This window comes from Streptomyces sp. NPDC005574 (assembly GCF_040605435.1).
Lineage (GTDB): Bacteria > Actinomycetota > Actinomycetes > Streptomycetales > Streptomycetaceae > Streptomyces.
Genome location: NZ_JBEXCW010000003.1, coordinates 113143 through 131057 on the forward strand (window position 1 = coordinate 113143; position 17915 = coordinate 131057).

Annotated in this window: 23 protein-coding genes; 10 read left to right on the forward strand and 13 right to left on the reverse strand. The window is 71.8% G+C overall.

The annotated features are described in order from the left end of the window. Positions 1 to 122: 122 nt before the first annotated feature. Entirely contained in the window at positions 123 to 1091 is a 969-nt protein-coding gene (locus ABZT03_RS03420; protein WP_356032872.1) for a diacylglycerol kinase family protein, read from the reverse strand. Positions 1092 to 1207: 116 nt separating this feature from the next. Here ABZT03_RS03420 and ABZT03_RS03425 point away from each other — a divergent pair, with 116 nt between their 5' ends. Further along, positions 1208 to 1678: a hypothetical protein gene (locus ABZT03_RS03425; protein ID WP_356032875.1), complete on the forward strand. Its 471-nt coding sequence runs from the start codon at positions 1208 to 1210 to the stop codon at positions 1676 to 1678. Between the two features lie 63 nt (positions 1679 to 1741). Here ABZT03_RS03425 and ABZT03_RS03430 read toward each other — a convergent pair whose 3' ends face one another. The 3 genes from ABZT03_RS03430 to ABZT03_RS03440 form a co-directional block, all read right to left on the reverse strand. Next, the gene (locus tag ABZT03_RS03430; RefSeq protein WP_356032877.1) at positions 1742 to 2893 is read right to left on the reverse strand and encodes an RNA polymerase sigma factor SigF; all 1152 of its coding nucleotides are present in this window, start codon (positions 2891 to 2893) and stop codon (positions 1742 to 1744) included. Then, a complete protein-coding gene (locus tag ABZT03_RS03435) occupies positions 2890 to 3303 on the reverse strand; it encodes an anti-sigma regulatory factor (RefSeq protein ID WP_019058277.1) in 414 nt (137 codons plus the stop codon). The genes ABZT03_RS03430 and ABZT03_RS03435 overlap by 4 nt, the downstream gene beginning before the upstream one ends. A gap of 283 nt (positions 3304 to 3586) precedes the next feature. Next, positions 3587 to 3847, reverse strand: coding sequence for a UBP-type zinc finger domain-containing protein (locus ABZT03_RS03440; protein ID WP_356032881.1), 261 nt, complete (start codon positions 3845 to 3847; stop codon positions 3587 to 3589). A gap of 64 nt (positions 3848 to 3911) precedes the next feature. On the opposite strand from ABZT03_RS03440, the gene ABZT03_RS03445 reads away from it, so the two are divergent. Next, entirely contained in the window at positions 3912 to 5510 is a 1599-nt protein-coding gene (locus ABZT03_RS03445; RefSeq protein ID WP_356032885.1) for a Na+/H+ antiporter, read from the forward strand. Between the two features lie 27 nt (positions 5511 to 5537). On the opposite strand, the gene ABZT03_RS03450 is transcribed toward ABZT03_RS03445, so the two are convergent. After that, the gene (locus tag ABZT03_RS03450) at positions 5538 to 6446 is read right to left on the reverse strand and encodes a pyridoxal-phosphate dependent enzyme (RefSeq protein WP_356032888.1); all 909 of its coding nucleotides are present in this window, start codon (positions 6444 to 6446) and stop codon (positions 5538 to 5540) included. Between the two features lie 34 nt (positions 6447 to 6480). Continuing rightward, positions 6481 to 7071, reverse strand: a complete 591-nt coding sequence (locus tag ABZT03_RS03455) for an N-acetylmuramoyl-L-alanine amidase (protein ID WP_356032891.1) — start codon at positions 7069 to 7071, stop codon at positions 6481 to 6483. A 362-nt stretch (positions 7072 to 7433) separates the two neighbouring features. On the opposite strand from ABZT03_RS03455, the gene ABZT03_RS03460 reads away from it, so the two are divergent. From ABZT03_RS03460 to ABZT03_RS03485, 6 genes are all read left to right on the forward strand, one after another. Further along, positions 7434 to 8840 carry a family 2B encapsulin nanocompartment shell protein gene (locus ABZT03_RS03460; RefSeq protein ID WP_356032894.1) on the forward strand — a complete coding sequence of 469 codons (1407 nt, stop codon included), beginning with the start codon at positions 7434 to 7436 and terminating at the stop codon, positions 8838 to 8840. A gap of 121 nt (positions 8841 to 8961) precedes the next feature. Continuing rightward, a complete protein-coding gene (locus ABZT03_RS03465; RefSeq protein ID WP_356033169.1) occupies positions 8962 to 10041 on the forward strand; it encodes a family 2 encapsulin nanocompartment cargo protein polyprenyl transferase in 1080 nt (359 codons plus the stop codon). A gap of 184 nt (positions 10042 to 10225) precedes the next feature. After that, positions 10226 to 10831 carry a GNAT family N-acetyltransferase gene (locus ABZT03_RS03470; RefSeq protein ID WP_356032896.1) on the forward strand — a complete coding sequence of 202 codons (606 nt, stop codon included), beginning with the start codon at positions 10226 to 10228 and terminating at the stop codon, positions 10829 to 10831. 79 nt (positions 10832 to 10910) lie between these two features. Beyond that, complete coding sequence (locus tag ABZT03_RS03475; protein WP_356032899.1) at positions 10911 to 11141, forward strand: hypothetical protein; 231 nt, start codon at positions 10911 to 10913, stop codon at positions 11139 to 11141. An 87-nt stretch (positions 11142 to 11228) separates the two neighbouring features. Next, positions 11229 to 11558, forward strand: a complete 330-nt coding sequence (locus ABZT03_RS03480) for a DUF952 domain-containing protein (RefSeq protein ID WP_356032901.1) — start codon at positions 11229 to 11231, stop codon at positions 11556 to 11558. Beyond that, positions 11555 to 11839, forward strand: a complete 285-nt coding sequence (locus ABZT03_RS03485) for a hypothetical protein (protein WP_356032904.1) — start codon at positions 11555 to 11557, stop codon at positions 11837 to 11839. Before ABZT03_RS03480 ends, ABZT03_RS03485 begins: the two co-directional genes overlap by 4 nt. A gap of 28 nt (positions 11840 to 11867) precedes the next feature. Here the strand turns inward: ABZT03_RS03485 and ABZT03_RS03490 are convergent, their stop codons facing one another. From ABZT03_RS03490 to sodN, 4 genes are all read right to left on the reverse strand, one after another. Further along, positions 11868 to 12611, reverse strand: coding sequence for a VOC family protein (locus ABZT03_RS03490; protein WP_356032906.1), 744 nt, complete (start codon positions 12609 to 12611; stop codon positions 11868 to 11870). A gap of 66 nt (positions 12612 to 12677) precedes the next feature. Further along, the gene (locus ABZT03_RS03495) at positions 12678 to 13094 is read right to left on the reverse strand and encodes a VOC family protein (protein WP_356032908.1); all 417 of its coding nucleotides are present in this window, start codon (positions 13092 to 13094) and stop codon (positions 12678 to 12680) included. A gap of 56 nt (positions 13095 to 13150) precedes the next feature. After that, a complete protein-coding gene (locus ABZT03_RS03500) occupies positions 13151 to 13573 on the reverse strand; it encodes a helix-turn-helix transcriptional regulator (protein WP_356033172.1) in 423 nt (140 codons plus the stop codon). Positions 13574 to 13726: 153 nt separating this feature from the next. Continuing rightward, a complete protein-coding gene (gene sodN, locus ABZT03_RS03505; protein ID WP_020123534.1) occupies positions 13727 to 14122 on the reverse strand; it encodes a superoxide dismutase, Ni in 396 nt (131 codons plus the stop codon). Positions 14123 to 14267: 145 nt separating this feature from the next. Here sodN and sodX point away from each other — a divergent pair, with 145 nt between their 5' ends. Next, the gene (sodX, locus tag ABZT03_RS03510) at positions 14268 to 14702 is read left to right on the forward strand and encodes a nickel-type superoxide dismutase maturation protease (RefSeq protein ID WP_356033175.1); all 435 of its coding nucleotides are present in this window, start codon (positions 14268 to 14270) and stop codon (positions 14700 to 14702) included. On the opposite strand, the gene ABZT03_RS03515 is transcribed toward sodX, so the two are convergent. Then, positions 14606 to 15235: a CGNR zinc finger domain-containing protein gene (locus tag ABZT03_RS03515; RefSeq protein ID WP_356032910.1), complete on the reverse strand. Its 630-nt coding sequence runs from the start codon at positions 15233 to 15235 to the stop codon at positions 14606 to 14608. The two genes, sodX and ABZT03_RS03515, sit on opposite strands and share 97 nt — an antisense overlap. 99 nt (positions 15236 to 15334) lie before the next feature. Between ABZT03_RS03515 and ABZT03_RS03520 the strand changes: the two genes are divergently transcribed. Continuing rightward, positions 15335 to 16093 carry a methyltransferase domain-containing protein gene (locus ABZT03_RS03520; RefSeq protein WP_356032912.1) on the forward strand — a complete coding sequence of 253 codons (759 nt, stop codon included), beginning with the start codon at positions 15335 to 15337 and terminating at the stop codon, positions 16091 to 16093. Positions 16094 to 16158: 65 nt separating this feature from the next. Here the strand turns inward: ABZT03_RS03520 and ABZT03_RS03525 are convergent, their stop codons facing one another. Then, positions 16159 to 16959 (reverse strand): amino acid ABC transporter ATP-binding protein, encoded by an 801-nt coding sequence (locus ABZT03_RS03525; protein WP_356032914.1) that lies wholly within the window; start codon positions 16957 to 16959, stop codon positions 16159 to 16161. Next, entirely contained in the window at positions 16956 to 17885 is a 930-nt protein-coding gene (locus tag ABZT03_RS03530) for an amino acid ABC transporter permease (RefSeq protein WP_356032916.1), read from the reverse strand. Before ABZT03_RS03530 ends, ABZT03_RS03525 begins: the two co-directional genes overlap by 4 nt. Between the last annotated feature and the right edge of the window lie 30 nt (positions 17886 to 17915).

Consider the following 17915-nt stretch of genomic DNA (forward strand, 5'->3'; position numbering starts at 1 on the left):
CGGATACAACCCCTTCCGGAAAGTTTTTTTTGATTCCTCGGTGTCGACTAGGTCACAGCCGTACTTCCATGGGGTGGACCCTGGTCTAAACGTTCGAGTGAAAGGACTTTCGCGCCTTCTGCTCACACAATCACACGCAGTGCACGGCGTACGCCTGTGAACGTCACGCTCGTACGGAGCCCGAGGTGGTCGCCGTCCATCTGAAGGGGTAGCGGGGCCTTCGAATGCAAGGTGAACTCGGTCAGGTCGTGCAGGGACACGGCGTGCTTGCCATGGGGTCCGCGCTCGGGGGACGAAGCGAGCAACTGGGTGCCATACCGGGCAACCGCGGCCGTCGAAAGGCGGCTGAGACCGAGTACGTCGAGCCCTTTATCGAACGAGGCCTTAGGCGACGTGTACATGGGGCGATTACCGAGATACGTCCAGGGCGAGGTGTTCGAAACTATCGCCACCACCAGATCGGTGACCGTCTCCTCGCCGGGCCGCTCGACACTGACCATGCCGCGCCGGCGGTTGGTCTCCCCGAGGAACTGCCGCATCACCTGGCGCACATACAGAGCGTGCGTCGACCGGCGGCCCCGCTCGCGCTGCTGTTCCACGCGGCCCACCACACCCGCGTCGAAACCGAGTCCGGCGTTGAAGGTGAACCAGCGGGACGGCACGGCCTCGTCCTCTGTGCCCGGGGTGCCGGACGTCAGACCCAGCCCGACCGTGCGCTCCCGGCCCTCGCGCAGCGCGTCCAGCAGCGCGCCCGTCGCCTCCACCGCGTCGTTGGGCAGCCCCAGGGCCCGGGCGAAGACGTTCGTGGAGCCGCCGGGGACCACCGCGAGCCCGGGCAGGCGCTCCGGCTCGGGCCCGGCGTGCAACAGACCGTTGACGACCTCGTTGACGGTGCCGTCACCGCCGAGGGCCACCACCAGGTCGACGTTCCCGCTCTCCGCCGCCTGGCGGCCGAGGTCCCGCGCGTGGCCGCGGTACTCGGTGGTGACCGCCTCGAGTTTCATCTCGCTCGCGAGCGCGTGGATCAGGACATCGCGCGTACGTGCGCTTGTGGTGGTTGCCGCCGGATTGACCACGAGGAGTGCACGCATGGATTGCAGCGTACCTACTCGGCGGTACCGATCCCAGGCCGAGTCAAGGATCACGTAAGAGTTCGGTGCGTGAACCTCACCACGGGAGGCGGCGCGGGCGCGGCTACCCTGCAAGGGTGACCCCTCAGCAGAATCCCGCCCCCGAAGCCGAAGCCGCCCGGGACACCGGGCCCCGCCCCACCCGGCTGACCGCCGCGGCGGCGCTCGCCGCGCTGGAGGGGCTCGCCCTGGTCGTCGGCGGCGCCTGGATCCTGGTCGAGGGCCTCACCGGGGAGCCGGACGACCGCGGGTCGGCCGTCACGGGCGGCATCACGCTGATCGTCCTCGCGCTGCTGCCGCTGCTCGCCGCGCGCGGGCTGCTCGGCCGGCGCGGCTGGAGCCGGGGTCCCGCAGTCATCACGCAGCTCGTGGCCCTGCTGGTGGCGTACGACCTGCTGCAGGCCGACAGCATGGCGATCCCGGCCGGGATCGTGCTCGCGGTCGTCGCGGTCGTGGCGCTGGTGCTGCTCGTCAATCCGGCGACGACCCGGGCCCTCGGGATCAAGGGGCCGGGCCGGGACCGGGACGGGGACGGAGAGCGCGGGTAGGAGGCCGGGGCCGGGGCGCCGGCTCCGGGCCCGTGCGGCCTGCTCGTCCGTCCGCTCCCGGGCCTACTCCTCCACGAGCAGCTTCTCCCGCAGCTGTGCCAGCGTCCGGGCCAGCAGGCGGGACACGTGCATCTGCGAGATGCCGACCTCCTGCGCGATCTGCGACTGGGTCATGTTGCCGAAGAACCGCAGCAGCAGGATCCGCTTCTCGCGCGGCGGGAGATCTTCCAGGAGTGGCTTGAGCGATTCGCGGTACTCGACGCCCTCCAGCGCCTCGTCCTCGGCGCCCAGGGTGTCCGCGACCGCGGGGGACTCGTCGTCCGTGTCGGGGACGTCGAGGGACAGCGTGGAGTACGCGTTGGCGGACTCCAGACCCTCCAGGACCTCCTCCTCCGAGATGGCCAGCTTCTCGGCCAGTTCGTGGACGGTGGGGGAGCGGCCGTGCTGCTGCGAGAGCTCGGCCGTCGCCGTGGTCAGCGCGAGGCGCAGTTCCTGCAGCCGGCGCGGGACGCGCACCGCCCAGCCCTTGTCGCGGAAGTGGCGCTTGATCTCGCCGACGACCGTGGGGGTCGCGTACGTCGAGAACTCGACGCCGCGCTCCGGGTCGAAGCGGTCCACGGACTTGATCAGGCCGATGGTGGCGACCTGGGTCAGGTCGTCCAGCGGCTCGCCGCGGTTGCGGAAGCGGCGGGCGAGGTGCTCGACGAGCGGCAGGTGCATGCGGACCAGCCGGTTGCGCAGCTCCGCGTACTCGGGGCTGCCGTCCTGCAGCTTGCGCAGTTCGATGAACAGGGCGCGTGCCCCGCTGCGGTCCTGCGGGCTGTGCTGAGTGGCCCGCACGCGCTGCGGGGCCTTTTCGTCTTCTCGCTCGTGCTCGCTCATCGTCCCGCCCGTTGCCCTTCCCCGAGCCCGCGCCTCCGCTGGGACGGGGGTGACGCCGACCTCTGTGTCCGCGGGCGTGCTCTGCGCGGCACCTTCCCGCTCCCCCTGCCCGTCGCCCGCGGGGACGGGCTCCGAGGAGTCGTCCTCCGGGTGCGGCCTGGCCTGCTCGGGGATGCCGTCGATGCCGTCGATGCCGTCCGCAGTGCGCCGCAACGCACTCGGGCCGTCCGCTCCCGAGCCCCCGGCCGTACCCGATCCGGGGAGACCCCCCTCGGCCGGCAGCTCCCGTGTGCCGCGCTCTTCGTCCCGCACCGGCCCGTCCCCGTCCCTCACGCCGGCCCGGGTCCCGCGCCGCGCTGTTTGTAGAGGCTGATCGAAACGGTTTTGTCCTCGTCCACGGCGGAGGAGACCTTGCCCGCCAGGGCTGACAGCACGGTCCAGGCGAACGTGTCCCGCGCGGGCGCGTGACCGTCCGTGGTCGGCGCCGAGACGGTGACCTCGAGCGAGTCGTCGACGAGCCGGAAGACGCAGCTGAGCACCGAGCCCGGCACGGCCTGCTGGAGCAGGATCGCGCAGGCCTCGTCCACCGCGATGCGGAGGTCCTCGATCTCGTCGAGGGTGAAGTCCAAACGGGCCGCGAGGCCGGCCGTGGCCGTCCGCAGCACCGACAGGTAGGCACCCGCAGCCGGCAGCCGGACTTCCACGAAGTCCTGGGTCGCGGGTTCGCCTGCGATCTGGGACACCCTCACCTCCAAGGTGGTACAAGTTTTTCGGGCCGAGGGTCGCCCCCCGGGGTAAAGCGACACGTCGTGCAGCGGTGACGCTACCGCGCTCTCGACTTTCCTGTCCCCGGGACCCCAACCCCCTGCTGTCACTCATAGTAAACCTATGAGTACGCTCCGTGGCTAGAGGGTCCGCGGCCCCAATTGGGAACAGGGCACGTCGGGTTGACGTACCCAGACGTCAGACGGTCGAACCGTCCGGATCGGGAGTCTCCCCACGCGGTCCGGAGTCACCGGACCAGCGTCACACGAGTACGTGGTCCACGAAGCACCAACGCCAGTTCTCACCGGGTTCGAAGGTCCGCATGACGGGGTGGCCGGTGTCCTTGTGGTGCTCGTTGGCGTGCCGGGCCGGCGACGAGTCGCAGCAGCCGACGTGACCACACGTGAGGCACAGCCGAAGCTGTACCGGGTGCGTACCGTCGCGCAGGCACTCCAGGCAGGTCTCGCTCAGCGGCCCGGGTTCCGGGTGCGGCAGCGCGTCGGCATGCGTGCACTGTTTCATGATTGCCAGATTACGACGGGTGTGCGGGTGACCGCGCGCAAAAAACCGAGGGCGGGCGGGAACCATGGACGTGATGCCACTGCTGTTGCTGGTGGCGGGGAGCGCGGCGGTCGCGGCGGGAGCCCGGCGCACCCCGGTGCCGGCACCGCTGCTGCTGGTAGCGGTCGGCCTGGTGATCTCGTACGTCCCCGGTGTTCCCGACTACACCCTCGACCCGCACATCGTGCTCCCGCTGATCCTGCCCCCGCTGCTCTACACGTCCGCCACCGACAGCTCCTACCTCGACCTGCGCGCGCAGCTGCGGCCCGTCGCGCTGCTGTCGGTGGGGTACGTGCTGTTCGCCACCTTCGTGGTCGGCTGGGCCGTCTACCGGATCGTCCCGGGGCTGCCGCTGGCCGCGGCCCTGGTGCTGGGCGCGGTGGTGGCGCCGCCGGACGCCGTCGCCGCGACCGCGGTGGCGCGCCGGGTCGGGCTGCCCTCCCGGATCACCACGATCCTCCAGGGCGAGTCGCTGGTGAACGACGCGACCGCGATCACCGCCTACCGGGTCGCCCTCGCCGCGGCGGTCGGCGAGGGCGCCACCTGGGCCGAAGGGATCGGCGAGTTCCTGCTCGCGGCGGTCGGCGGCGTCGGGATCGGCCTGCTGCTGATGGTGCCGATCCACTGGCTGCGCACCCATCTGAAGGAGGCGCTGCTGCAGAACACGCTCTCCCTGCTGATCCCCTTCGTCGCCTACGCGGTCGCCGAGCAGGTGCACGCCTCCGGAGTCCTCGCGGTCGTGGTCGTCGCGCTGTACCTCGGCCACCGCGCGTGGGAGGTGGACTTCGCGACGCGGCTCCAGGAGGAGGCGGTGTGGAAGATGGTCGCGTTCGTCCTGGAGTCGTCGGTGTTCGCCCTGATCGGACTCCAGCTGCCGGTGGTCCTCAAGGGCCTCGGGGAGTACGAGGGCGGCACCGCCGCCTGGTACGCGGTGGCCGTCTTCCTGGTCGTGGTCGTCACCCGCTTCGTGTGGGTGTACCCGGCGACGTTCCTGCCGCGCCTGGCGTCGGCGCGCATCCGGGAGCGGGAGTCCAACCCCACCTGGAAGGGCGCGTTCGTGATCGGCTGGGCCGGCATGCGCGGGGTGGTCTCGCTGGCCATCGCGTTCTCGATCCCGCTGACGGTGCACGGCGGCGAACCGTTCCCCGGGCGCAACCTGATCCTCTTCCTGACCTTCACGACCGTCATCGGGACACTCGTCGTGCAGGGCGTGACCCTGCCCCCGCTGATCCGCCTGCTGAAGCTGCCCGGCCGTGACCAGCAGGCCGAGACGCTCGCCGAGGCCAACGCCCAGGCGCAGGCGTCCCTGGTCGCCGAGCGGCGGCTGGAGGAACTCCTCGACGACGAGCGCAACGCGCTTCCGCCGCCGCTCGCCGACCGGCTGCGCGCGGTCCTGGAGCGCCGCCGCAACGCCGTCTGGGAACGCCTCGGCCAGGTCAACCCGCTCACCGGGGAGACCGTCGACGACACCTACCGGCGTCTGTCGCGGGAGATGATCAGCTCCGAGCGGAAGATGTTCGTGCGGCTGCGGGACACCCGCCACATCGACGACGAGATGCTGCGGACGTTGCTGCGCAGGCTCGACCTGGAGGAAGCGGCGGCCTTCCGGGAGGCGGCGAGCTGAGTGTCCGCGCGCGGGAGCAGGCCGGTGTCAGGGTCGCGGGCCGAACGGCCGGCCCGTGACGACGGCCGTCACCGCCGTCCCGCGCGGGAAGGCGCCCTCCTCGACGAGCGCGAGGACGCCGTACAGCAACTTGGCCACATAGAGACGCTCGACGGGCAGTCCGTGGCGGTCCTCGAAGTCGCGTGCGAAGGCGTCGAGTTCCGCGCCGGTGCGGGCGTACCCGCCGAAGTGGAAGCGCTCGTCCAGGTGCCAGGACCCGCGCGGGCCGCCGAACGCCTCCGCCTGCAGGGCCGCTATGCCGGCCGTCAGGAAGCCGCCCCGCAGGACGGGCACGCCCAGCGCCCGCTGGCCCGGGGCGAGCCCGGCGGCCAGCCCGGCGAGGGTGCCGCCGGTGCCGCAGGCGACCGCGACGACGTCACCTCGGCCGCGCAGCTCCGCGCCGAGCGCCCGGCAGCCCCGTACGGCCAGGGCGTTGCTGCCGCCCTCCGGGACGACGTACGCGTCCTCGGCGTCCGCCGCGCGCAGCAGCGCCCGGAGGGTGTCCGGTTCGCTCTTGTGGCGATACGTCGACCTGTCGACGAACCGCAGTCGCATGCCGTCCGCCGCACACCGGGCCAGTGAGGGGTTGAGGGGGCGGTCGGCGAGTTCCTGGCCGCGGACCACGCCGACCGTCGGCAGGCCCAGCAGGCGGCCGGCGGCGGCCGTGGCCCGCAGGTGGTTGGAGTAGGCGCCGCCGAAGGTGAGGAGCGTACGGCCCGCCGCGGCCGCGAGGTTCGGCGCGAGTTTGCGCCATTTGTTGCCGATGAGCTCCGGGTGGACCAGGTCGTCGCGCTTGAGCAGCAGACGGACGCCGTGACGGGCACAGCGCGGATCCGACAGTTCCTGCACGGGCGAGGGCAGGCGGGGGCGCAGGGCGGCGGTGTCGGGGCTGGTCACGGCACCATTGTCGCCGCCCCGGCCGGGCCGTGCCCTACTTCAGCCGGTCCCGCACCCGCTCCCGCAGCCACGCCATGCTGAACCCGCGCGGGTCGACCTTCCCCGGCTGCCACTCCAGGTGTCCGAGGACCGACCGCTGGGTCCAGCCGTGGTGCCGGCACAGGGCGGCGGCGGCCTTCTCCACGGCCTCCAGCTGGACCGCCGGCCAGGGGTCCTCGCCGTCGCCGAGGTTCTCGCACTCGAAGCCGTAGAAGTGGCGGTTGCCGTCGGTGTCCGCCTCGTTGTCGTGCGGCAGCGCCTTCTCCCCGATCACCGCGCGCAGCACGTCGTCGTCGCCGAGTCCGGCGTGGTTGGCCCGGCCGTAGCCGACGAGGTGGACGGTGCCGTCCTTGGTGATGACGCCGTGGCACAGCGGCCCCGGCAGGTCCGGGCGCCCGTCCCGGCACAGCGCCACCGTCAGGGCGCCACCGTGCGTCACGGTGTGGTGGATCATCACGCCGTGGACCGGGCCCCAGGGCCCCTTGTGGTTGCGGTTGTGGTGGCGCCAGTCGCCGACCTCGACCACGGTGAGGCCCTCCGCCCTGAGTGCGGCCAGGAATCCGCCCGCGGACATGGGTGAGGCCATGGCCGCCTCCTTCGTGCTGTGCGCCGTCCGCCGTGCGCGGCCGTCTGGTACCGATGCTTCTACCGAAACCGGGACGGCCCGGACACATCGTTCGTACAGCGAGCGAGCCGATCCGGACAGGCGGTGGCCGGCCGATGTGGGCGGCCGATGCGGGCGGCTGACGTGCGGCCGCAGTGCGGGGTGGCGGGGGTGGTGCGGGGCGGAAGCGTGGACAGAACGCCCACCAGTGCCCAATCATCCCGTGATCCATTCCCGCTCTTTCGTGTAATGGCACCGACACGTTCCGTGAGGAAGGCTTGGTCACGCAGATCGATGCCTCGGCGCAGTTCGGTGCCGGGGCATGACCGGGAGGGCAATTCCTTATGTCGGTAGGCGAAGAGGTCCGCACAGAGCAGGGCAAGCCGCAGCAGAGCCTCGGCACGGCGGCCGCGCGGAACCTGGCCACCACCACCAAGTCCGCGCCCCAGATGCAGGAGATCAGCTCCCGCTGGCTGCTGCGCATGCTGCCGTGGGTCAACGTCCAGGGCGGCACGTACCGGGTCAACCGCCGGCTGACCTACTCCGTGGGCGACGGCCGGGTCACGTTCGTGAAGACCGGCGACCGCGTCGAGGTGATCCCCGCCGAGCTGGGCGAGCTGCCCGCCCTGCGGTCCTACGAGGACGAGGACGTGCTCACCGAACTCGCCCGGCGCTGCCAGCAGCGCGAGTTCACGCCGGGTGACGTGATCGCGTCCTTCGGCAGCCCCGCCGACGAGGTGTTCCTGCTGGCGCACGGCAGGGTGGAGAAGGTCGGCACCGGCCCGTACGGCGACGACTCGGTCCTCGGAGTCCTCGCCGACGGCGCCTACTTCGGCGAGCAGGCACTGCTGGACCCCGACGCCATCTGGGAGTACACCGCCCGCGCGGTCACCGGCTGCACGGTGCTCGTGCTGCCCCGCCAGGACGTCGAGCAGGTCGCCGAGCGCTCCGAGTCCCTGCGGGAACACCTGCGGCACCTCCTCTCCATCCCGGAGCAGCGCACCAACAAGTTCGGCGAGAAGGAGATCGACCTCGCGGCCGGCCACTCCGGCGAGCCGGACATCCCGCACACCTTCGTCGACTACGAGGCCAGGCCCCGTGAGTACGAACTGAGCGTCGCGCAGACCGTGCTGCGCATCCACTCGCGCGTGGCCGACCTCTACAACCAGCCGATGAACCAGACCGAGCACCAGCTCCGGCTGACCGTGGAGGCGCTGAAGGAACGCCAGGAGCACGAACTCATCAACAACCGCGAGTTCGGGCTGCTGAACAACTGCGAGTACGACCAGCGGCTCCAGCCGCACGACGGCGTCCCCGGCCCCGACGACCTGGACGAACTGCTCAGCCGGCGGCGCGGCACGAAGATGCTGCTCGCCCATCCGCGCGCGATCTCCGCGTTCGGCCGCGAGCTCAACAAACGCGGGCTCGTCCCCGAGACCATCGACGTGGCCGGCAACCGCATCCCCACCTGGCGCGGTGTACCGATCTACCCCTGCGGCAAGATCCCGGTGACCGAGGCCCGCACCACGTCGATCATCGCCCTGCGCACCGGGGAGGCCGAGCAGGGCGTCATCGGCCTGCAGCAGGCCGGCATCCCGGACGAGATCGAACCCAGCCTGTCCGTGCGCTTCATGGGCATCAACGAACAGGCCATCATCAAATACCTGGTGACGGCCTACTACTCGGCCGCCGTTCTCGTGCCGGACGCGCTCGGCGTCCTGGAGAACGTCGAGATCGGCCGCTGGAGGTGACCTTCCCGCAGCGGGAAGCCGTGTCTCCGCCCGCCCGGGCGGGGACACCCGGCCGCACGCGGCCGGCCGCAGCGCGGACACCGTCCGCGCACCGCCCGAGGGGAACCCCGTGACCGAGTTCATGACGGAGCCGAAACGGATGCCCGCGCAGCAGTCGGCCGCCGGGGCGGACCGGTCCGACGGGCAGGAGGCCGTGGCCATCCTGGAGAGCGCCCGGACCTGTGTCGATCCCGAACTGCGCGCCGCCCTCGACATGTTGCCCGGCTCGATGCGCCGGGTCGCGCTCTACCACTTCGGCTGGGAGCGGGCGGACGGCACCCCGGCGGCGGGCAACGCGGGCAAGGCGATCCGGCCGGCGCTCGTCCTCACCGCGGCCGCCGCGCTCGGCGGACCGGCCGCCCGCTCGGCGGCCCTGCGGGCGGCCGCGGCGGTGGAGCTGGTCCACAACTTCACCCTGCTGCACGACGACGTGATGGACCGGGACACCACCCGGCGCCACCGGCCCACCGTCTGGACGGTGTTCGGCGACGCCGACGCCATCCTCACCGGGGACGCGCTCCAGGCGCTCGCCCTCGGACTGCTCGCCGAGGACCCCCACCCGGCGTCCTCGGCGGCCGCCGCACGCCTCACTGCCTGCGTCATGGAACTGTGCGAGGGCCAGCACACCGACACGGCCATGGAAGGACGCGCCCCCGGGGAGGTCACCCTCGGCGAGGTCCTCACCATGGCCGAGGCGAAGACGGGCGCGCTGCTGGGGTGCGCCTGCGCGATGGGCGCGCTGTACGCGGGCGCCGCTCCCGAGGACGTCGAGGCCATGGACGCGTTCGGCCGTCAGGCTGGGCTCGCCTTCCAGCTCATCGACGACGTGATCGGCATATGGGGAGACCCGGGGCGCACCGGCAAGCCGGCCGGCGCGGACCTCGTCGCCCGCAAGAAGTCACTGCCGGTGGTGGCCGCCCTCTCCTCCGGCACGCCGGCCGCCGCCGAACTGGCCGAGCTGTACCGGCTCCCCTACCGCGAAGGGGACCTGGAGCGGACGGTGCTGGCGGTGGAGCGGGCCGGCGGGCGCGACTGGGCGCAGGTCCAGGCAGCCGACCGGATGGCCCGCGCCATGCAGGAGCTGGCCCGCGCGGTACCCGAACCGGAGGCGGCGGGAGGGCTGCTCGCACTGGCCGAGTTCGTCACCCGGCGCTCCTCCTGACGGCCGGCGGCGCAGGGCACCGATACCCCGGAGCGGCCGGCACCTCGCGGACCTGACGCCGCGGTGCCCGGGGCCCCGGACGGCGGGTCCCGCACATCCCCACGGTGTGCGGGGCCCGCTCCCTCACGTCACCGGATAGTCTCAACGCCCGTACGAGCAGCGTAGGTTGGGCGAAAGGGCGGACATGGGCACGGTGATACGGGTGGCCGGCGAGGACGACCGAGAGTCGGTCGTCCGGCTGCTGGACCAGGCGTTCCAGGACGATCCGGTCAGCAGGTGGGTCTTCCCTGGGGACGCGTACCGCCGCGCCACGCATCACCGGCTGATGGCCGCCTTCACCGACATCGTGCTCGCCGAGGGCCGTGTCGAGGTCACCGAGGACGGCGCGGGCTGCGCGCTGTGGCTGCCCGTGCCCGCGCGGGAGGCCACCGAGGGACATGCCGACGACGAGGGGCCGGCGCAGGTGCGCGCGGCCGTCGATCCGGACAACGAGCGCGTCGAACTGATCGCGCGGCTGACCGCGGACATCCATCCCGCCGGGCGCGCCCACGAATACCTGTGGATGATCGCCGTGGCGCCGCAACGGCAGGGCGAGGGCGTCGGCAGCGCGCTCGTCGAGTCGGTCCTCGACCGCTGCGACCGGCAGGCGCTGCCCGCCTACCTGGAGGCGAGCAGCGCGCGCAGCCGCACGCTGTACGAGCGGCTCGGCTTCGCCCTCACCGGCCGCCCCCTCGACCTGCCCGACGGCCCCCGGATGTGGCCGATGTGGCGCGAACCCCGGTCCGCGTAGTCCGCACCGGCCACGTCGGCGTGCGGGTCCGCCCGGCGGGCGGGAAGCGCTGGGGTGGCCCGCGGCCTACCCTGAGGACATGGACGGTCAAGAACGTCACTGTCCCGTCTGCGGGCAGCCCGTCGGCACGGTCGTCCGGCGCCACAAGACGCTGGGCGCGTGGGTCCCGGTGTGGGTGGGCGGCCCGTGCCACAACCCGGACTGCGACGCCTTCGTGGCGGACGGCGCGGTGCCCCTGCCGAAGAGTGCCGCGTCGCGGGCCACCGCTGGCGGCGAGGACCCCGGAGAACCCCCGGCGAAGGACTCCTGACCCGCGCCGAGACCGCCGGCCGGGTCACCCCGGCCGGGTCACCGGACGCGGGCGCGGGCGGCCCGCCGAGGCCGTAACGTGCGGGGCATGTCCGAACCCACGCACATCCTGCACATCACGGAACGCTCCCTGTGGGAGGCGGCGCGCGCCCGGGGCACGTACGAGATGTCGACGCGCGGCCGCACCCTGGGGGAGGAGGGCTTCATCCACTGCTCGACCCGCGACCAGCTCCCGCGCGTGGCCGCCTTCCTGTACGGCTCGGACGGCCCCGGCGACCTGGTGGTGCTGGTCGTCGACCCCGGACGGCTCGACGCGGAGGTGCGCTACGAGGCACCGGAGCCCGGCGGCGAGGAGTTCCCGCACGTGTACGGCCCGATCACGGTGGACGCCGTGGTCGACGTGGAGGAGTGGGTGTGACACGGGCCGGGGGAGAGCGCCGTCGCCGGGCATGGCGGTGGGCGCTGGTGGTGTGGGCGGTGACGGTGGCCGTCGGCGGCGGACTGACCCTGTGGCTCCAGGACTCGGCGGAGCCCCGGCCCGGCTGGTACAGCGGGCCGGAGACCCCGGACCCGGCGGCGTCGCTGCTTCGGCGGGAGATGGACGCCGGCGACTGCCCGCGCCTCGGCGCCTCTCCACGTTCCGTAGAAGAGTCCGGCGCCGTCGGCTGCGCGTACATGCTGGGTACCCGCGGCCCCTGACGCCGTCCTTCCGGCGCCAGGACACGGCTCAGCCGGAGTCCCGGGGGAGTCCGCCCGTTTCGGGGTCGCGGCCGGTCAGGCAGTACGTGCCGCCGGCGGGGTCGCGCATCACCGTCCAGTGGCGTCCCCGGGCGACGAGCCGTGCGCCGAGCCGCTCGTGGGCGTCCCGGGTCGCCTCGATGTCCGCGCAGGCCAGGTCGAGATGGGCGCCGGCGGGCCGCTCCTCACCGAGGCGCTGGAGCAGGACGCGGACCGGCAGTCCGGGCGGCGGTTTGATCACGTGGAACTCGGGGAGCGAGCCCGGCACCGACTCCCAGCCGGTCATCAGGCCGCTCCAGAAGGCGACTTCGGCGTCGTAGGCGGACGGCGGGGTGTCCAGGCAGACCTGGTCGAGCCGGGTGCCGCGGGTGACGGGCGGGCGGGCCGACTCCCCGTGGCCGGGCACGGCGCAGAACAACTGCCCGGCGGGCGACCGCAGTACGGCCCACCCGTCGTGTCGTGCCGCGACCGCCGCCCCGAGTTCGAGCGCCGCCTCCAGGAACCCGGGGACGTCGTCGACGGCGAGGTCGAGGTGGGCGCCGCCGTCCCCGTCGCCGACGCCCTGGATCCTCACGCAGGCGTTGGCCCCCTCCGGCACGAGCGTGGCGAACTCACCGCGCGCGCCCCGGGGCGCGGACAGCCGCGTGTCCGTGACGGCCGTCCAGAACGAACCAGCCGGGCCGAGGAGGCCGGCGGGCCGGTCGATGAAGGCGTACGTCCAGCGGATGCTCATGGCGTGATCGTAGGCGGCGGCCCCCCTGGTCCGGTCCGGTGTCAGCCGCACCGGTCCGGTCCGGTGTCAGCCGCCGTCCCGCTCCATGAAGCGCAGCATGTTCCCGGCCGGGTCGCGGAACGCGCAGTCGCGGACGCCGTACGGCTGGTCCATCGGCTCCTGCACGACGTCGGCGCCGGACTCGCGCACGCGCGCGTAGAGGCCGTCGCAGTCGGCGGTGGTGAAGTTGACCCCGCGCAGCATCCCCTTCGCCAGCAGCTGGGCCATCGCCTCCCGGTCCGCGGGAGAGGCGTCGGGGTTCGCGCCCGGCGGCTCCAGCACGATCTCCACGTCCGGCTGCAGCGGCGACCCGACGGTCACCCACCGCATCCCCTCGAACCCGACGTCGTTGCGGACCTCCATGCCCAGGACGTCCCGGTAGAAGGTGATCGCCTTGTCATGGTCGTCGACGGCGATGAAGCACTGCCTGAGTCTGATGTCCATGACGGCAGGTTAGGCCGTGCCGGGCCCCGCCCGCCCGCCGGACAGCGGGACATCCCTCAGGGCCCCTCGGACCAGGACGCCGGCTTCGCGGCCCGTGTCGGCCGGGTGAACGTGCGGGCCACGCAGGCCGGGATCATCGCCCCCGACTCGTGCGAGCGGGCGCGGTAGGCGCTCGGGGTCTCGCCGACCAGTTCGGTGAAACGGGAGCTGAAGGAGCCCAGCGAGGTGCAGCCGACCGCGACGCAGACCTCCGTGACGGTCAGGTCGCCGCGGCGCAGCAGCGCCTTGGCCCGCTCGATACGGCGGGTCATGAGGTAGCTGTAGGGCGTCTCACCGAAGGCCGCGCGGAAGCTGCGCTGGAAGTGGCCCGGCGACATCAGCGCCGTGCCGGCGAGCGCTGCCACGTCCAGGGGTTCGGCGTACTCGCGGTTCATCCGGTCGCGTGCCCGCCGCAGCCGGACCAGGTCCTCCGTGGTCACCATCCCGCCAGCATCGCACGATCCGCAGCTCGCGGACCGGTGGTCGCGGACGGACGCCGAAGGGGCCCGGCCGACGGATCGGACGGGCCCCTTCGGCATGCCCGCGGACCTGCGACGGTGCACCGGTCGCGGGTCCGCGGAGGCTGACGGGTGTCAGGCCTTCTTCGTCTCCCAGAAGATCTTGTCGATCTGGGCGATGTAGTCCAGAGCCTTCTGGCCGGTGGCCGGGTCGGTGGACGCCTTGGCGGCCGAGAGGGCCTTCAGGGCGTCGTTGACCAGCTGGTGCAGCTCCGGGTACTTCTCGAAGTGCGGGGGCTTGAAGTAGTCGCTCCACAGCACCGAGACGTGGTGCTTCGCGAGCTCGGCGCGCTGCTCCTTGATGACGGTGGCACGCGCCTGGAAGTGCGGGTCGTCGTTGGCGGCCATCTTCTCCTGCACGGCCTTCACCGACTCCGCCTCGATGCGGGCCTGGGCCGGGTCGTACACACCGCAGGGCAGGTCGCAGTGCGCGCTGACCTTGACCTTGGGGGCAAACAGGCGGGAAAGCATGGAGCGTTCCTTCCTCGTGATCGTCTTCTCAGGTGGGACATTACTCCCTGGGGGCGGGGTTTTCGCGGGTGCCCCCATGGGCTTAGGACAAAAGTCCGGGGTCAGACTGAGACTGGTGGAGGAACACACCGGGGAGGTGCCGGGGATGCCGGAGCTGTCGCAGGAGACCGAGCGGGGGAGGGCGACGCAGCCCTTCGGACGCTTCGAGGTGACCGGGCCGTCGATGGTGCCCACGCTGTACCAGGGCGACTGGCTCCTGGTGCGGCACGGGGGCCGGATCAGGCCCGGGGACGTCGTGGTCCTGCGCCATCCCTTCCAGCAGGACCTGCTCATCGTGAAGCGGGCCGTGCAGCGGCGCGAGGGCGGCTGGTGGGTGCTCGCCGACAACTCGTTCGCCGGCAGTGACAGCAACGACTACGGCGTCGTGCCCGACGAACTGATCCTGGGGAAGGTCCGCTTCCGCTACCGGCCGCCGCGGCCGGATCAGCGTTCGCCGCTCGCCGTGCTGCGCTGGGCGCTGTCGGCCGCCAGACCGGTCTTGTGGGACCGGTCGGTCTCCAGGCGTTTGCGGGCCCGGTAGGCCGCCACGTTGGCGCGGGTCGCGCAGCGGTCGGAGCAGTAGCGCCGCGAGCGGTTGGTCGAGGTGTCCAGGTAGGCGTTGCGGCACGGGGCCGCCTCGCACAGGCCGAGGCGGTCCACGCCGTGCTCGGTCAGATGGAAGGCCAGGCCCATCGCGGCGATCGCCGCGTAGCCCGCGGTCGCGTTCGACGGGTGGTCGGCCAGGTGCATGTGCCACAGCGGGCGGCCGTCGTCGTCGCGGAAGTCGTGGCCGGAGATCTGCGGGCTCACCGGGAACTCCAGGAGGAGGGAGTTCAGCAGGTCCACCGCGAGCGTCTCCTCGCCCTGGTCCGCCGCCTCGAAGACCGAGCGCAGCCGGCCGCGGACCGAGCGGAACCGCGTCACGTCCGCGTCGGTGGCGCGGCGGGCCGCCGACGAGTTGCCGCCGAACAGGTCGCGGACGGCCTCGACCGAGGTCAGTGAGTCCTTGCCCCGGGCCGGGTCCTCGCTGTTGACGAGACGGACGGCGTAGTCCGAGTAATAGGCCAGTTCCACTTGTAGTCCTTACGGAGGCGTTCTATCGTCGGAGTGCGGTCGGGTAACAGCTGATCGTGCTTCCAGGGTATTACGCGGGCGACCGAAACGAGGGCTTCCATGACCACCGGTACCGGAACCGACTGGCGCGCCTGGCAGGAGAGCTGGGACCGCCAGCAGGAGTGGTACATGCCCGACCGCGAGGAGCGGTTCGCCATCATGCTCGACATGGTCGAGGCGCTCGTCGGCCCCGCGCCGCGCGTCCTCGACCTCGCCTGCGGCACCGGCAGCATCACCGCCCGGCTGCTCGCCCGCCTCCCCGAGGCCACCAGCACCGGCGTCGACCTCGACCCGGCGCTCCTCGCCATCGCCCGCGGCACCTTCGAGGGCGACGAGCGGGTCTCCTTCGTCACCGCCGACCTCAAGGACCCGCGGTGGCCTGCCACGCTGCCGTACGACTCGTACGACGCCGTCCTGACCGCCACGGCCCTGCACTGGCTGCACACCGAACCCCTCGCGGCCCTCTACGGTCAGGTCGCGGAACTCGTCCGCGGCGGCGGTGTCTTCATGAACGCGGACCACATGATCGACGACACGACGCCCAGGATCAACGCGGCCGAGCGGGCCCAGCGCCACGCCCGCATGGAACAGGCCCGGGGCGCCGGCGTCCCCGACTGGGCCCAGTGGTGGCAGCTCGCCGCCCAGGACCCGGTCCTCGCCGGGCCGACCGCCCGCCGCTTCGAGATCTACGGCGAGCACGCCGACGGCGAGATGCCCTCCGCCGCCTGGCACGCGCGGACCCTGCGCGAGAAGGGCTTCGCCGAGGCCCGCCCGGTGTGGTGCTCCCCGTCGGACACACTGCTGCTCGCCCTCAGGTGACGAGGTCCGCACACGCGGAAGGGGCGGTACGAGGATCCCGTACCGCCCCTTCCGCGTGAACCGCCCTACAGGACCTTGGACAGGAACGACTTCGTCCGGTCGTGCTGGGGGTTCGTCAGGACCTCGCGCGGGTGGCCGGACTCGACCACCACACCGTCGTCCATGAAGACCAGCGAGTCGCCGACCTCCCGGGCGAAGCCCATCTCGTGCGTGACGACGATCATCGTCATGCCGTCCTCCGCGAGGTCCCGCATGACGTCGAGCACCTCACCCACCAGCTCCGGGTCGAGCGCCGAGGTCGGCTCGTCGAAGAGCATCAGCTTCGGCTCCATCGCCAGCGCGCGGGCGATGGCGACACGCTGCTGCTGCCCGCCGGAGAGCCGGGAGGGGTAGTGGTCCTTGCGGTCGCCGAGACCGACCCGGTCCAGCAGTCGCTCCGCCCGCTCCCGGGCGACGGCCTTGGACTCGCCCTTGACCTGGAGCGGCGCCTCCATGACGTTCTCCAGCGCCGTCATGTGCGGGAAGAGGTTGAAGCGCTGGAACACCATGCCGATGTCCCGCCGCTGCGCCGCGACCTCCTTCTCCTTCAGCTCGTAGAGCTTGTCGCCCTGCTGCCGGTAGCCGACCAGGTCGCCGTCGACCGACAGCCGGCCGGCGCTGATCTTCTCCAGGTGGTTGATGCACCGCAGGAAGGTCGACTTGCCGGAGCCGGACGGGCCGATCAGGCAGAACACCTCGCGCGGGTTCACCTCCAGGTCGATGCCCTTGAGGATGTGCGCGAGCCCGAAGGACTTGTGCACGCCCTCGGCCTTGACCATGGGGTGGCCGCTCGTGCTCGGCGCGAAGTCCTTGCTGAGACCGCTCATCGGGTCACCTCCGGGCGGCGGAAGGAAGCGAACAGCCGCAGGTTCTTCTTCAGGCGCTCAAGCGGGGTCGGCGGCAGCGTGCGCATCGAGCCACGGGCGTAACGGCGTTCCAGGTAGTACTGGAAGACGCTGAAGACGCTGGTCAGGATCAGATACCAGATCGATGCCACGAAATACAGCTCGACGACCGCCAGTGACGTACTGGAGACGTCCGTGGACCGTTTGATCAGTTCGTTGAACTGGACCGCGTACGCGAGCGACGAGGTCTTCAGCATGTTGATGAACTCGTTGCCGGTCGGCGGCACGATCACGCGCATGGCCTGCGGCAGGATCACCCGGCGCAGCGTCTTGGCCTGCGTCATGCCCAGCGCGTGCGAGGCCTCCGTCTGCCCCTCGTCGACCGACTGGATGCCGGCCCGGACGATCTCGGACATGTACGCGGCCTCGTTGAGACCGAGGCCCAGCAGCGCGGCGAGGAACGGCGTCATCACGTCGTTCATCTCGTCCTTGTAGAACCCCAGGTTGAGCACGGGGAACACCAGGGCGATGTTGTACCAGAGCAGCAGCTGCACCAGCACCGGGGTGCCGCGGAAGAACCAGATGTACAGCCAGGACACCGTGCTGGTGACCGGGTTGGACGACATCCGCATGACCGCGAGGATGACGCCCAGGACGAGCCCCAGCACCATCGCGAGCACCGAGATGTACAGCGTGTGCCAGACCCCGGACAGGATCAGGTCGTCCGTCAGGTAGTCCGGGATGATGCCGTAGTTGATGTTCGCGTTGGAGAACGCGAGCCCGATCAGCACCAGGACGGCGATGACCAGCGCCCCGGCCACCCAGCGGCCGTAGTGGCGCACCGGGATGGCCTTGATCTGCTCCGGCGGCACCGACGGCGCCGGAGTCTTGTCGACAATGTCAGTCACGATGACTGCCCTTCAGTGGTACGTCGGGCT